The sequence below is a fragment of the Neorhizobium sp. PAMB6630 genome, from assembly GCF_058242775.1.
This window is the reverse complement of sequence record NZ_CM177836.1, coordinates 1818869-1831933: the sequence shown is the minus strand read 5'-3', so window position 1 is coordinate 1831933 and position 13065 is coordinate 1818869. Positions and strand designations below refer to the sequence as shown.

13 protein-coding genes are annotated in these 13065 nt (G+C 61.2%); 2 read left to right on the top strand and 11 right to left on the bottom strand.

What is annotated here, in order from left to right; translation table 11 throughout:
• Positions 1-2: 2 nt before the first annotated feature.
• The 8 genes from hpaH to AC4CWF_RS08600 all read right to left on the bottom strand — a co-directional run bounded on the left by hpaH (position 3) and on the right by AC4CWF_RS08600 (position 8502).
• Positions 3-803, bottom strand: coding sequence for a 2-oxo-hept-4-ene-1,7-dioate hydratase (gene hpaH / locus AC4CWF_RS08635; protein WP_491284929.1), 801 nt, complete (start codon positions 801-803; stop codon positions 3-5).
• A gap of 1 nt (position 804) precedes the next feature.
• On the bottom strand, positions 805-1677 hold the full coding sequence (locus AC4CWF_RS08630; RefSeq protein ID WP_491284928.1) for a fumarylacetoacetate hydrolase family protein: 873 nt from the start codon (positions 1675-1677) through the stop codon (positions 805-807).
• Between the two features lie 13 nt (positions 1678-1690).
• Positions 1691-3145, bottom strand: coding sequence for an NADP-dependent succinate-semialdehyde dehydrogenase (gene gabD, locus AC4CWF_RS08625; protein WP_491284925.1), 1455 nt, complete (start codon positions 3143-3145; stop codon positions 1691-1693).
• Positions 3146-3235: 90 nt separating this feature from the next.
• The gene (gene hpaD, locus AC4CWF_RS08620) at positions 3236-4216 is read right to left on the bottom strand and encodes a 3,4-dihydroxyphenylacetate 2,3-dioxygenase (RefSeq protein WP_491284923.1); all 981 of its coding nucleotides are present in this window, start codon (positions 4214-4216) and stop codon (positions 3236-3238) included.
• A 61-nt stretch (positions 4217-4277) separates the two neighbouring features.
• Positions 4278-5795, bottom strand: coding sequence for a 5-carboxymethyl-2-hydroxymuconate semialdehyde dehydrogenase (gene hpaE, locus AC4CWF_RS08615; protein ID WP_491284921.1), 1518 nt, complete (start codon positions 5793-5795; stop codon positions 4278-4280).
• Positions 5796-5901: 106 nt separating this feature from the next.
• A complete protein-coding gene (locus AC4CWF_RS08610; RefSeq protein WP_491284919.1) occupies positions 5902-6294 on the bottom strand; it encodes a 5-carboxymethyl-2-hydroxymuconate Delta-isomerase in 393 nt (130 codons plus the stop codon).
• 116 nt (positions 6295-6410) lie between these two features.
• Positions 6411-6926, bottom strand: coding sequence for a flavin reductase (locus tag AC4CWF_RS08605; RefSeq protein WP_491284917.1), 516 nt, complete (start codon positions 6924-6926; stop codon positions 6411-6413).
• Positions 6927-6936: 10 nt separating this feature from the next.
• Complete coding sequence (locus tag AC4CWF_RS08600) at positions 6937-8502, bottom strand: 4-hydroxyphenylacetate 3-hydroxylase N-terminal domain-containing protein (protein WP_491285308.1); 1566 nt, start codon at positions 8500-8502, stop codon at positions 6937-6939.
• Positions 8503-8600: 98 nt separating this feature from the next.
• Here AC4CWF_RS08600 and AC4CWF_RS08595 point away from each other — a divergent pair, with 98 nt between their 5' ends.
• Both AC4CWF_RS08595 and hpaR read left to right on the top strand, forming a co-directional pair.
• The gene (locus tag AC4CWF_RS08595; RefSeq protein ID WP_491284915.1) at positions 8601-9527 is read left to right on the top strand and encodes a helix-turn-helix domain-containing protein; all 927 of its coding nucleotides are present in this window, start codon (positions 8601-8603) and stop codon (positions 9525-9527) included.
• A 72-nt stretch (positions 9528-9599) separates the two neighbouring features.
• The gene (gene hpaR / locus AC4CWF_RS08590; protein ID WP_491284913.1) at positions 9600-10103 is read left to right on the top strand and encodes a homoprotocatechuate degradation operon regulator HpaR; all 504 of its coding nucleotides are present in this window, start codon (positions 9600-9602) and stop codon (positions 10101-10103) included.
• A 160-nt stretch (positions 10104-10263) separates the two neighbouring features.
• Here hpaR and AC4CWF_RS08585 read toward each other — a convergent pair whose 3' ends face one another.
• The 3 genes from AC4CWF_RS08585 to AC4CWF_RS08575 all read right to left on the bottom strand — a co-directional run bounded on the left by AC4CWF_RS08585 (position 10264) and on the right by AC4CWF_RS08575 (position 13025).
• Complete coding sequence (locus AC4CWF_RS08585; RefSeq protein WP_491284911.1) at positions 10264-10566, bottom strand: LysR substrate-binding domain-containing protein; 303 nt, start codon at positions 10564-10566, stop codon at positions 10264-10266.
• A 223-nt stretch (positions 10567-10789) separates the two neighbouring features.
• A complete protein-coding gene (locus AC4CWF_RS08580; protein WP_491284909.1) occupies positions 10790-11974 on the bottom strand; it encodes a thiolase family protein in 1185 nt (394 codons plus the stop codon).
• A gap of 40 nt (positions 11975-12014) precedes the next feature.
• The gene (locus AC4CWF_RS08575; RefSeq protein ID WP_491284907.1) at positions 12015-13025 is read right to left on the bottom strand and encodes an aldo/keto reductase; all 1011 of its coding nucleotides are present in this window, start codon (positions 13023-13025) and stop codon (positions 12015-12017) included.
• Positions 13026-13065 lie beyond the last annotated feature (40 nt).

The window sequence follows — 13065 nt, the reverse complement described above, 5'->3', positions numbered from 1 at the left end:
CCTTACGCGAAAAACAGGCTGACGGTACCGTAAGGGCCAAAGTCGCCGACAATCGTGTCCCCGTGCCGGGCCTCGATCGGGCGAATGAAGGACCCGGCCAAAACCACCTGCCCCGCCTCGATGCCATCGCCATACTGCGCAAGCCGGTTGGCAAGCCAGGCGATACCGCGCGCCGGCTGGTTGAGGACACCGGCACCAAGGCCGGTTTCCTCGACTTCCGCGTTGCGCGAGACGATGGCACCCATCCAGCGCATGTCGATCTGGTCGGGGCGCATGGCCCGCCCACCGGTAACGATGCCAGCATTGGCGGCATTGTCCGAAATCGTGTCGAAAACGGTGCGCGTCTTCTTCGTCTCGGGGTCGACCCGCAATATGCGGGTGTCGAGGATTTCCAGCGCCGGCGTCACGTAATCGGTGGCATTCAGCACGTCAAAGACTGTCACCCCCGGCCCCTTCAGCGGCGCCTTCATGACGAAGGCGATTTCCGCCTCGATGCGCGGCTGGATGAAGCGGTCCTTGGGGACAGTCGCGCCATCTTCGAACACCATGTCGTCGAACAGCACGCCGGAATCGGGGATATTGATGTTCAGGGCGTATTGCATGGCCTTGGAGGTAAGTCCGATCTTCCAGCCGATCACCTTGCGACCGGCCGCGATCTTCTTTTTCACCCATGCCCCCTGGATGGCATAGGCGTCGTCCATGCCGATGGTGGGGTGTTTTAGGGACAAAAGGCCGGTCTGCACACGGCTACGCTCGGCTTCGTCCAGCGCTGCGGCCGCCGCTTCGATGTGCTCTGGGGTCATGTCAAAACACCTCGTCGGCAATGGTGTTGCGCAACAGGCCGATCCCGTCGGCCTCGACCTCGACCACGTCACCCGGTTTCAGCCAGATCGGCGGATCGAAACGTGCGCCGGCCCCCGTCGGCGTCCCGCAGATGATGACGTCGCCGGGAACCAGCGTTGTGAAGGTGGAGATGTAGTTGATGATCTTGGCGAAGGAGAAGATCATCCGGCTGGTGCGATCCGATTGGCGAACCTCGCCGTTGACGCGGGTCTCGAGCTTGATGTCAGCAAGCTGGCTTTCGTCGGTGAAGGGCACCAGCCACGGCCCAATCGAGCCGGAGGCGTCGAAATTCTTGCCCTGCGTGACATTGAACTTGGCGTGGCGCACCCAGTCGCGCAGCGTACCTTCATTGCAGAGCGTCAGTGCCGCGATATGCGAAAGCGCCTCCTGTTCCGGAATGCGCCGGCCACCCTTGCCGATGACGATGGTGATTTCGCCCTCATAATCGAGCTGGTGGCTTTCCGGCGGACGGATCAGCGGCCGGTCATGGCCGGTAAAGGAACGCGGAAACCGGATGAACAAGGACGGGTTCGGCGGCGCCGCCTGCCCGTCCTTGTATTCCTCATTGCGGTCCGGAAAATTCACGCCGACGCAGATGATCTTTTCCGGCGCCGGCACCGGGATTTCATAGGTGATCTCGCTTACCGGAAAGTCCGGTGCGTGGCCTGCGACCGCGTCCAGAAGCTCGGTGAAGGCATTGGCCTCCACCACCTCGCGCAGCGTCGGATATTTCGCGCCGAACCGGGCGGACAGGTCGATCACGCCATCGCCAACGATCAGGCCATAACCTTTGCGCGTGGATGTGGAAAAACTGGCAAACCGGGGATAGGTCATGGATGGGCTTCCTTTACTGGATACCGCCGAGGCAGACATATTTGATCTCGATAAAGTCATCGATGCCGTATTTGGAGCCTTCGCGCCCAAGCCCCGAGGACTTGACCCCGCCGAAGGGCGCTTCGGCCGTGGAGATGAGGCCGGTATTGACGCCGACCATGCCGTATTCCAGCGCTTCGGCGACGCGGAAGACGCGGGCGAGATCCTTGGCGTAGAAATACGAGGCGAGGCCGAATTCCGTGTCATTGGCCTTGGCGATGACATCCGCCTCATCCTGGAACCGGAAGAGCGGCGCAACAGGCCCGAAGGTCTCTTCGGTGGCGACAGCCATCTCCTGCGTGACATCAGCAAGCACGGTCGCCTCATAGAAGGTTCCGCCGAGCGCATGCGACTTGCCGCCCTGCAGGATCGTCGCGCCCTTGGACACGGCATCGGCCACATGCTCGCCGACCTTCTTAAGGGCAGCCTCATCGATCAGAGGACCAAGCACCACGCCTTCGTCGAAACCGTTTCCGGTCTTCAGCTTGCCGACGGCGGCAGCGAGCTTCTGGGCAAAGGCATCATAAACGCCGTCCTGCACATAGAGCCGGTTGGCGCAGACGCAGGTCTGGCCATTGTTGCGGAACTTGGCAATCAGCGCCCCTTCGACGGCCGCATCAAGATCCGCATCATCAAACACGATGAACGGCGCATTGCCGCCCAGTTCCAGCCCGAGTTTCTTGATCGTCGGGGCCGACTGACGGTAAAGCTCGGCGCCGACTTCAGTCGAGCCGGTGAAGGTCAGCTTGCGCACGATGGGGTTTGCGGTCATCTCGGCGCCGATTTCGCGCGCGGACCCGGTCAGCACGCTGAAGAGCCCTTTCGGCAAACCGGAACGTTCGGCCAGCACCGCGAGCGCGATGGCCGAAAACGGCGTCTGCGAGGCCGGCTTAAGCACCATGGCGCAGCCGGCAGCGAAGGCCGGACCGGCCTTGCGGGTAATCATGGCATTCGGGAAATTCCAGGGCGTGATCGCCGCCACCACGCCGATCGGCTGCTTCATCACCAGGATGCGCTTATCCTTCTGGTGGCCGGGAATGATATCGCCGTAGACGCGGCGCGCCTCCTCGGCAAACCACTCGATAAAGCTTGCCCCATAGGCAATCTCACCCTTGGCCTCCGCCAGCGGCTTGCCCTGCTCCAGCGTCAGGATGCGACCGAGATCCTCCTGGTTTTCCATCATCAGGTTAAACCAGTTGCGCAGGATGCCGGCACGCTCCTTGGCGGTCCGCGCTGCCCACTCAGCCTGCGCCACCTTTGCTGCGGCAATGGCGGTTTTCGTTTCCGCCGTGCCAAGCCTTGGAACGTGGCCGATGACGGCGCCGGTCGCCGGATTGGTGACGGCAATGGCGTTGGCCGGATCAGCCTCGATCCAGTCGCTGCCGACCAGCGCTGCATGGCGAAACAGGGTGGGGTCGTTCAAGGTCATCGGGAGGATCCATCGCTTGCGGTGAGGAACAATAGGGGTTCAAGGAGGGAAACCTGCGCCAGCACCCCTCCCCGTCGTCAAGCGTCGCGTTCACGGCGCGATGATCGGTTGCCCCTTGAGGTCGGATGCCCGCACGGCCGTGCCGGCGAACAGGCTGCCATGCTCGAACCAGGATTTTGGTGCAGGCGCACCCCATAACGTCTGGCGCTGCGGATCCTTGAGATCCCATTTGATCGGTTCGAGGTCCGGATCGACCGTCTGATAGTCTGAGCAATATATCTCGATCCGATGGCCATCGGGATCGAGGATATAGAGGAAGAAGGCATTGGAAATGCCGTGACGGCCCGGGCCGCGCTCGATGTTCTTCACCCAGCCGGTCGTTGCCATCAGGTCGAGCAGATCGATGATGTTGAGCGGTGTCGGCACCCAGAAGGCCGTATGGTGCAGGCGCGGGCCCGTTCCGTTGGTAAATGCGAGGTCGTGAACGCCGCCCTTGCGATGCGTCCAGGCGGCCCAGAGACGACCCGTCTCCTCTTCGGCCGTGTATTCCGTCACCCGGAAGCCGATCTCGTTGTAAAAGGCGACAGATTCATCGACATTCGACGAATAGCAGTTGAAATGGTCGATGCGTAGCGGCTTCACGCCCCGGTAGAGGGCATATTGCTGGTGGATCGGCGGCAGGCGGTCCATGCGGGCATAAAATTCCAGGGGAATGCCGTGCGGGTCACGGGTGCGGAAGGTCCGCGCCTGATAGGGACGCTCCACCCATTCCACCGGCAGGCCCTTGCCCTTGAAGAAATGTGCAGCCTTGTCGAGTTCCTCCTCGCCATAGACCTTGAACCCAAGGTCGCGTGCTTCCGACACCTCGCACTTGCGGAGCACGATGCAGTGATGTCCGCGCTCCTCCATCGCCCGCAGATAGATGACTTCGGGCGTCTCGTCCGTCACCTGCAGGCCAAGCGTATCGACGTAAAACGCGCGCGACTTTGCGAGGTCCCTGACGCCGAATTCGACATGGCTGAGGCGCACGATGTTGAAGGGCGGGTAGAGGTTCGGTTGCGGTAGTGCCATGGTGTTCTCCTCCGTCTGTCCGTGTTGAAGCGGACACATGTCTTGGTGCCTGGATTGATGATCAGCCGCCGAGCTTCTGGATGGCGTGGGGCGAGGTGGCGAAGGCAATGTTCTTCGTTTCCATGTAGAAATCGAAGGACCAGTCACCGCCGTCGCGACCGATGCCAGAATTCTTGATGCCGCCGAACGGGGTCGGCAGATGACGCACATTCTCCGAATTCACCCAGATCATCCCCGCCTCAAGCGCTTCCGTAAAACGGAAAGCGCGCGTTACGTCGGACGTCCAGAGATAGCCGGTGAGGCCGTATTGAACGTCATTGGCTATCGCCAGCGCTTCGGCTTCGTCGGTAAACGGGATCGCCGTCAGCACCGGCCCGAAGATTTCTTCCTGGGCGATGCGCATCTTGTTGTTGGCCCCGGTGAACAGCGTCGGCGAGACATAACAACCACCGCCCGGACCATCGAATTTCGCACCGCCGGCCGCGACCGTCGCACCCTCGGACTTTCCGATGGCGATATATTCGAGAACCTTCTTTTCATGCACGGGATGTACGAGCGGACCGATGACCGTTTCCGGATCGAGCGGGTGACCGACCTTGATGCGCTTTGCTTTTTCCGCCACCAGAGCGGTGAACGTGTCGTAGACGCTCGCCTCGACCAGCAGGCGCGACGAGGAAGTGCAGCGCTCGCCGTTCAGCGAGTAGATCATGAACACGGCAGCGTCGGCCGCGCGCTCCAGATCGGCATCGGCAAACACGACCACCGGGTTTTTGCCACCCAGCTCGAAATGCACGCGCTTCAGCGTATCGGCGCCCTGCTTCATGATCATCGAGCCGGTGCGGCTTTCACCAACGAAGCCGATGGCCTTGATCAGCGGATGTTCGGTCAGCGCCTTGCCGGCATCCTCGCCAAACCCGTTGACGAGGTTCCACACGCCCTTCGGCAGGCCCGCCCCTTCGGCGATCTCGACCAGGAGACGCGCGGTCAGCGGCGAAAATTCGGCCGGCTTGTGCACGATCGTGCAACCGGCAGCAAGCGCCGGCGCGATCTTCCAGGTCGACAGCATGAACGGCGTGTTCCAGGGCGTGATGATGCCGACCGGACCGATCGGACCACGGGTCGTGATGTTCACCTGGCCGGGTCCACGAATGCTCTTGCCATCGCGCGCTTCCGGAGCCCGATCGGCAAAGAAGCGGAAGTTTTCAGCGCCACGCAGAGCAGCCTTCGCCATGAACTTCAGCGACTGCCCCGTGTCCATCGCCTCGACGAAGGCGATTTCCTCGGCGCGCGCCTCGATGGCGTCGGCAATCTTGTGCAGGAGTTTCTTGCGCGCATCTCCCCCCATGGCAGCCCAGGCCGGGAAGGCTTGACGTGCGGCCTTTGCGGCCAGATCGATATCGGCAGCCTTGCCATGCGCCACGCGCCCGAGCGGTTTTAAATCGACCGGCGAGATGGTCTCGAAACTCGCGCCATCGAGTGCTGCAACGGCCTGGCCGTTGATATGATTGAGGACGCCGTCCTGCGCAAAACGGGCCATATAGGCTTGCGCCTTTTTGATGTTGTCTTCGAGCTTCGACATGGGTCTCTCCGTATTTCGTTCTGCCAGACACTGGCGTGCAGGCTTGCCGCCGGTGCCGCGTCATGTTCTGTGTGCGTGTGTTGAAATCAGCCCCTGAAAGCCGTTGTCAGCCGGATAGCTGTCGCAGGCGCGGATGGATGGCGTTCTTTTTCCAGCTGAGATCGGGATCGATCTCGCGGATCTCCAGCGTCAGGGCAAAATGCGGCGTGGCAAACAGCCTCGACAAGTGCTCCGTCACCACCGCAAAGATCCGATCGCCGAGACGCTTGCGATCGTCGATGCTGCGGCCCGCCCCCATGCGGAACGACATATCGATAAAGGCATTTTCCGGCAGTCGATCGGCTATGGCATAGGCCTCGCAGCGCACTGCGCGCACCCTGACGGCCCCGATTTCGAACAGCCCGCTCTCAAGGATCGTCTCGAGAACGCGCCCACACAGGGCGTCGAAATCCACCTGTCCATCCAGGTTGGAGGAGTATTCGAAGACGAAATGCGGCATGTGTCCTCCACGCTGACTGGCATCCTGTCCAAAATGCCGGGCCAATTGGCCTCCCGCCAATATACTTAGCATGTTAAATATATTGGCGGGCCTGTCAAGCGGCGGCGGCGATTTTTTCAGCCCGCGAGTGAGACGGAAGGCGACGAGACATTGACAAAGCTGCGGTCGAAATAGAGAAGCGCATTGCCCCCCGGCCGAGACCGGATCTCCGTCACTTCGCCGATCAGGATATTGTGCGTTCCGATGAGCCGCGCCTCCTTCAGGTGGCAATCAAAGGACACGATGGCGTCCGCCAGCGCCTGATTGCCGGAGGAGAGGTCCACCCACTCGGCGGCCGCATAACGCGACGCCATGTCGGCTTCGCGACCCGCGAAATAACCAGCGAGTTCTTTATGGTCGCCCGCCAGCACATTGACGCAGAAGCGGCGGTTTTCGAGGAAAAGCCCCGCCTGCGACGAACCACTGTTCATGCAGACCAGAAGTGACGGCGGCTCGTCCGTCACCGAACACATAGCAGTCGCGGTAAACCCGCCGCGCCCGGCGGGTCCATTGGTGGTAACGACATTGACCGGCGCACAGACGCGCGCCATCGCATCACGAAATTCGCTGCGGGCAACAGGAGCGTGTGTCATGGGCCCGCCCTCACTCAGCTGCGTCAAGCAAGGCGGCACGGTCGCCACCGAGCGTCTGCAGCCAGGTGTCACCGGTCCAGCCGTGTTCGTCATAGTCCCCCATGCAGGTGTCGACGAGCGCTTCCATGTCGCGCAGGATCGTGCCCTTTTCCGCACCCTTGAGCACCTGCAGGCGCACGTCCTCCGGCGAACCGGCATAGTTTAATTCGTAAAGTGCGTGGCGACCGCCGAATTCCGTGCCCGTGGCATCCCAGAGCAGTTTCATGATCTTGATGCGCTCGATATGGCCCATGTCATTGGAGCCGCGGACATATTGCCCCAGATAGCGATCAATTTCCGGGTTGGCAAAATCCTTGGCCGAGGACGGCAGGTAGATGAGACCGGAGGCAATCGAACGGCGGACGATGTCGATGATCCGCGGATAGGCTTCGGACATAAAGGTTCTGTAGCACAGCGCCGCCTCGAGATTCGGAAGCTTGGCGCCCCCCACCCAGTCGACCGGGTTGCGGGCCATGGTGTCGGAGAAGGCCTTGAACTTGTGGCGAAGTGCAATCACTTCGCCCAGCATCGCCTGATTACCCCGGAAGGCATCGCCGCCGGTGGCCCGCAGCGCCTTGGCGAGCAGGCCGGCAAGGAATTCGAGCTTGACGACGAAACGCCCGCAGCCCTGGAAGCAGAAGCCCTGCATGAAGCCGGACAGGACGGTAAATGACAGGATGCGACGGGCATCCTTGTAAATCAGCACGTCTTCCCAGGGCACGAAGACATTGTCGAGCACCAGGATCGCGTCGTTTTCGTCAAAGCGCGACGAGAGCGGATAATCGAACGGATGCGCCGTCAGGTTTGCGGTTTCCTCATACGAGGTCCGGCAGAACATCTTGACGCCAGGCGCGTTCATCGGCGCGATGAAGGTGAGCGACAAAGACGGATCTTCGGTGACCGTGGCCGAGGCCTGGGCGAGCAGGTTGTAATGCGTCAGGGCCGAAGAGGTCGCCACCACCTTGGCGCCTGAGACATAAATGCCGGCGTCGGTTTCGCGGGTCACATGGACGAAGACGTCCTTGACCTGTTCAGCCGGCTTGTGGCGGTCGATCGGCGGATTGACGATGGCGTGGTTGAGGAAAAGCCCGGCTTCCTGGGTCCGGTCATGCCATGTCCGGGCATTGCCGGCATAATCGCCATACCATTCGGCATTGACCGAGAGCGTATTCATCAGCGAGGCCTTGTAATCGGCCGTGCGCCCCATCCAGCCATAAGACATGCGTGCCCATTCGGCGATCGCCGCCTGCTGACCGACGAGATCGTCCACAGACCGGGCATGCTTGAAGAACTTGTGCGTATAGCCGCCATTGCCGGTATCCGTCGGCGTCGTCAGGATGTCCTTCTTCGCCGGATCGTGCAGGGCATCGTAGAGCCGCGCCAAAGAGCGAGCGGAGTTGCGCATCGACGGGTGCGTCGTGACATCCTTCACGCGCTCGCCGTTGATATAGACCTCGCGGTCGTCGCGCAGCGATGCCAGATATTCTGCACCGGTGAACGGGCGCGTCTTGTCCGAGCGAAAATCTTCGGCTTTCATCATCTATCCTCCCTTGACGATGATCAAAGCCTAGACCTTGCCAAGCGGGTCATCCATGGACAGAATGGGGAAATCGATTGCACTTTTTCAGGAATTGCATGGCCGAGAACGTTCCCAGTTTTTTCGTCTACGGCGAACCGGATCGGCCGCTCGATATCGGCTTCCTGCATGTGGAAACGGTGATGGAGCGGCGACAGCTGCATTCCGGCGCGGTTGCGGCCCACAAGCACGATAGAATGGCGCAGATCACCTTCTGGACCAGCGGTCGTGGCATGTATTTTATCGAAGACAAAAGATTGGACTTTGTCGCACCCGCCGTGAGCTTCGTGCCGAGTGGCATTGTGCATGGGTTCACCGTCGAACCGGATGAGACGGATGCCCTTGTTGCCTCCGTCGCGGACAGTGCCATGGGCCCCATCTCCGCCCTCTCAACACTGCCTTTCGACCGGCCTGTCCTGGTGTCCGGCCAATCTGAAGATCCGGCCTGGGCGAAATTGCACGACATAATGAAGCGGCTGCACGACGACTATCGCTGCGGCATGCCGGCGGCCCTGACCGCGCTCCTGGCCGTGGCGACCAACGACATTGCGACCCTGGCCCGGACGGCACACACGCAGACCCAGACCAGCAATGATCTCGCCCAATCGTTTCGCCGTCTGGTCGATCGCAATTTTCGCGACAACTGGCCGGTGGACCGGTATCTCATGACGCTGGCCACCACGCCGCATTTGCTCGCAAAAGCATGCAGAGAGGCCTTCGGGCTTAGCGTCAAGGCCTATATCGACGAGCGCCGGCAGTTGGAGGCCAAGCGCCTGCTGCTCTTCACCGTCCGATCGGTCGAGGACATAGGATACGAGATCGGCTTTCACGACCCCGCGTATTTTTCCCGCTTTTTCCGCACACGAACCGGCTTGCCACCAGGTGAATGGCGCAATGAACAAACCAACCGACCCAAAGCATCGATGGCGCAGACGTCTGCTCCGGTTGGAAATTCCGTCAATGGCGAGAAACCGCAACAAAGATGACGGAAACGCTTGCGAACCGCAGCAGAATAGAACAATGAACCTGATTACGACATCAGCAAAGAGCGGATTGGAATGGCTGACGGACCTCTGAAAGAGGAGGCTGGACCGGTGGAGGGCATGGCCGCGCCCCGTGCCACGCGGCGATCGCTTCCCATCACGCTTCTGCGGGCTCGCGAGGCCGTGATGAGCCATTTCCGCCCGATGCTGGCAAAACATGATGTCACGGAGCAGCAATGGCGCGTCATTCGCGTTCTCCATGAAGCCGGAACCCTTGATGCCTCGGAGGTGGCCGAACGCGCCTTCATCCTCGCGCCCAGCCTGACACGGATGATCCGCTCACTGGAAGAGCGCGACTTCATATCGAAACACAAGGACAGTTCCGACGGCCGCCGCGTCCTCCTGCGGATCGCACCGGCCGGAGAGACCATCATCCGCGCCGTTATGCCCGACAGCCGCAAGATCTATCAGGATCTCGAAAGCCGCTTCGGACGCGAGCGCATGGACATACTGCTCGAACTTCTCGACGAACTGGCTTCTTATGGCAGCGAAGGGGACATGTCGCTGGGCGACGATTGACATACGGGGGAATTGACCGCCCCATCAGAGGGAGGCGGCTGGGGTTTCAGGCCTAAAGTGGTTGAGGGTGCCTGACTGCGCGCAGACTTGTACAATTCGGCGCCTTTATGAAACCCTCATCCCTGCCCCAGACGCATCAGCACGCGCATACACAAGTGGTTTAGACGGCACGAAGGCGCAGGATCAGGTCGCGCGTGCCGCTGGAACGGGCGACGAATAGGTCGGATAGGCAGCACACCAAACCCCGTTTGGCAAATTGACAGGCGATGACACCATTGGTCGCTTCAAACCGGATTTTGAGCGTTTTGCCGGATTCGCGGCACAGCCTTTCAAGATGCTGGCGAATAATCGAGCGGGGATGGGTGGCAATGACATCGGTCGCGACATCGTCCTCGAAGCTCACGACATCGAGGCGCGCGAGGGCATGGTCGGAACGCATCGCAACCATCGCATCGACCCGCAAAACTCTTCCGTCTCGAAAGCCGATGCGAGAGGGGCATGATGCTGATCCCAAGGTCGAAGCTCTCCTGTCCGACCCGGGTTTCTATATATAGACGAACCCTCGCGCGGACGGTGTGCCGGCCGTTGCGCATCCATTCCAGCGGCTTTTATGCCTGACTTCGGAGGGCTTTGAGCAAGCAGGCTCGTGAAGCCGTGCAGCCTTAGCTCTTCCGCAGAGACCGCGACTACAGCGCTTCCAGCGCCAAGGCGATACCTTGGCCGCCGCCGATGCAAAGCGTGACGATGCCTTTCGACAGCCCGTCGCGTTTCATGGAGTGGAGAAGCCGTGTGGTGAGGATAGCCCCTGTAGCACCAATCGCGTGACCATGCGCAACGGCGCCGCCTTCGACATTGACGATATCCTCCGGTAGCCCAAGTTCGCGCAGCGCTGCGATCGGTACGGCGGCGAAGGCCTCGTTGATCTCGATACGCTCAATGTCACCAAGCGCCCATCCGGCCTTTTCCAGCGCCTTGCGAACAGCCGGAACCGGGCCAAACCCGAACAGACCCGGTTCGACGGCGGCAACCCCATAGCCGGCAAGGCGGGCCATCGGTTCAAGGCCTTTGGCATCGGCAAAGCCGCGTTCCGCCACAATTACGGCTGCGGCCGCGCTGTTAAGCCCCGGCGCATTGCCGGCGGTAATCGTTCCGCCCGGACGGAAGGCAGGTTTGAGCCGTGCGAGTGTTTCAACCGTCGTATCCGGACGCGGCGCCTCATCGACTGAGAAGTTTTCCAGACCTTTGCGACCCTTGATCACCACCGCAATGATCTCGTCTGCGAACCGGCCGGCATCCCGTGCAGCGACGAAACGCTGCTGGGACCGCGCCGCAAACGCATCCTGCGCTTCACGGGTAATCTGGAACTTCGTGACGAGGTCTTCCGTATGCCAGCCGGAATGCTCGCCGGAGAAGGCGTCGTTCAGCCCGTCTGTCAGCAGACTATCGAGGATCTGGGCCGGTCCCATGCGGTAGCCCCAGCGTCCGCCATCCATCAGATAGGGCGCCCGATCCATGTTCTCCATGCCGCCGGCAATAGCCGCATTGGTGTCGCCGGCGGCAATTTCCAGTGCAGCACTCAGGATAGACTGCGCACCCGACCCGCAGACGCGATTGACGGTCAAGGCCGGGACGGAAACCGGAATCCCGCCGCCGATCGCCGCCTGCCTTGCCGGATTCATCCGGTTTCCGGCCTGGATGACGTTGCCCATCACGACCGAGCCGATGTCGTCAGCCAAAAGCCCGGAGCGACGTAAGGTCTCTCGCACAACGACCGCACCCAGCTCGGTGGCTGGCACACCCTTCAGCGCTCCATTATAGGCGCCGATCGCTGTCCGGACGGGGTGGGCGAGGACGATGTCACGTTTGCTCATGGCTGATCTCCCGATCGAAATGGTGGTGAACTGGCGCAGTTCAGGCGACAACCTTTCGTGCGCTTTCTTCGCCCGCCCATGGCTGCGGCCTCCGTGCGGGTGCAGACGGATCAAGGCTGCTGACTGTATCAAGCCTGTCGAGTTGGTCGGCTGATAGCTCGACAGCAAGCGCGCCGAGATTGGTCGACAGCTGCGTCAGCGAGCGGGGGCCGATCATCGGAACAGCACCATGGCTCCCCGCCCAAGCGATCGCCACCTGATCGGCACTGACACCCAATTCACTGGCGATCGCAAGCACGGTGTCGAGGATCTTCGTGCGCTGCGCGGTATTCTCGGCTTGGAAAACATTACCGCCCAGCCCCTCGGCGCGTCCCTTCTCTCCTTGCCGGTATTTGCCTGTCAGCATGCCGCCTCCGAGCGGCGACCATGTCACGACACCAAGCCCAAAAGCCTCGGACGCCGGAAATAGATCCGTTTCCGGTTCGCGATGCACAAGACTGTGCTCGAACTGGGCGGCGGCGATCGGAACGGCACGAGTGAGTTCCGCCAGCGTGACGGCACGCGACAGCCGCCAGGCCGGGAAATTCGACAGGCCCGCATAAAGGATCTTGCCGGCGCGAGCGAGATCTTCGAACCCCCGGACGATCTCTTCAGCAGGCGTCACGCCATCGGGATGATGCGCCCAGTAAATGTCGATGCGGTCTGTCTTCAGGCGCTTGAGGCTGCCCTCCACAGACGCGATCATGGCCTTGCGGCTGTTGCCGGTAACAAGCCGGTCCGCATTGGGCACCGCCCCGTTCGTGAATTTCGTGGCGAGCACGAAGTTCTCACGCCGACCTTGCAACAGGGAACCCAGAAGTTCTTCCGATTGCCCAAACTGATAGATATCGGCGGTGTCGATAAAATTGCCGCCGGCCTCGGCATAAGCGTCAAAGACCGCCCTGCTCGTGTCGAGATCAGCGCCATATCCCCAGCCTGTGCCGAAGTTTCCGGTGCCGAGCGCAATTTGCGAGACCCGAAGGCCGGTTTTTCCGAATGGCGTATATTTCACGAACTGTTCCTCTCCTCAAAAAGATAATGATGGCACTGCC

Bases quoted from the DNA above. Each gene is read 5' to 3' on its own strand.
- AC4CWF_RS08610 (WP_491284919.1), bottom strand. From the start codon at position 6,294: ATGCCGCATTTCGTCTTCGAATACTCCTCCAACCTGGATGGACAGGTG.
- hpaR (WP_491284913.1), top strand. From the start codon at position 9,600: ATGGCTGACGGACCTCTGAAAGAGGAGGCTGGACCGGTGGAGGGCATG.
- hpaD (WP_491284923.1), bottom strand. From the start codon at position 4,216: ATGGCACTACCGCAACCGAACCTCTACCCGCCCTTCAACATCGTGCGC.
- AC4CWF_RS08580 (WP_491284909.1), bottom strand. From the start codon at position 11,974: ATGAGCAAACGTGACATCGTCCTCGCCCACCCCGTCCGGACAGCGATC.
- AC4CWF_RS08605 (WP_491284917.1), bottom strand. From the start codon at position 6,926: ATGACACACGCTCCTGTTGCCCGCAGCGAATTTCGTGATGCGATGGCG.
- hpaH (WP_491284929.1), bottom strand. From the start codon at position 803: ATGACCCCAGAGCACATCGAAGCGGCGGCCGCAGCGCTGGACGAAGCC.
- AC4CWF_RS08630 (WP_491284928.1), bottom strand. From the start codon at position 1,677: ATGACCTATCCCCGGTTTGCCAGTTTTTCCACATCCACGCGCAAAGGT.
- AC4CWF_RS08600 (WP_491285308.1), bottom strand. From the start codon at position 8,502: ATGAAAGCCGAAGATTTTCGCTCGGACAAGACGCGCCCGTTCACCGGT.
- AC4CWF_RS08595 (WP_491284915.1), top strand. From the start codon at position 8,601: ATGGCCGAGAACGTTCCCAGTTTTTTCGTCTACGGCGAACCGGATCGG.
- gabD (WP_491284925.1), bottom strand. From the start codon at position 3,145: ATGACCTTGAACGACCCCACCCTGTTTCGCCATGCAGCGCTGGTCGGC.
- hpaE (WP_491284921.1), bottom strand. From the start codon at position 5,795: ATGTCGAAGCTCGAAGACAACATCAAAAAGGCGCAAGCCTATATGGCC.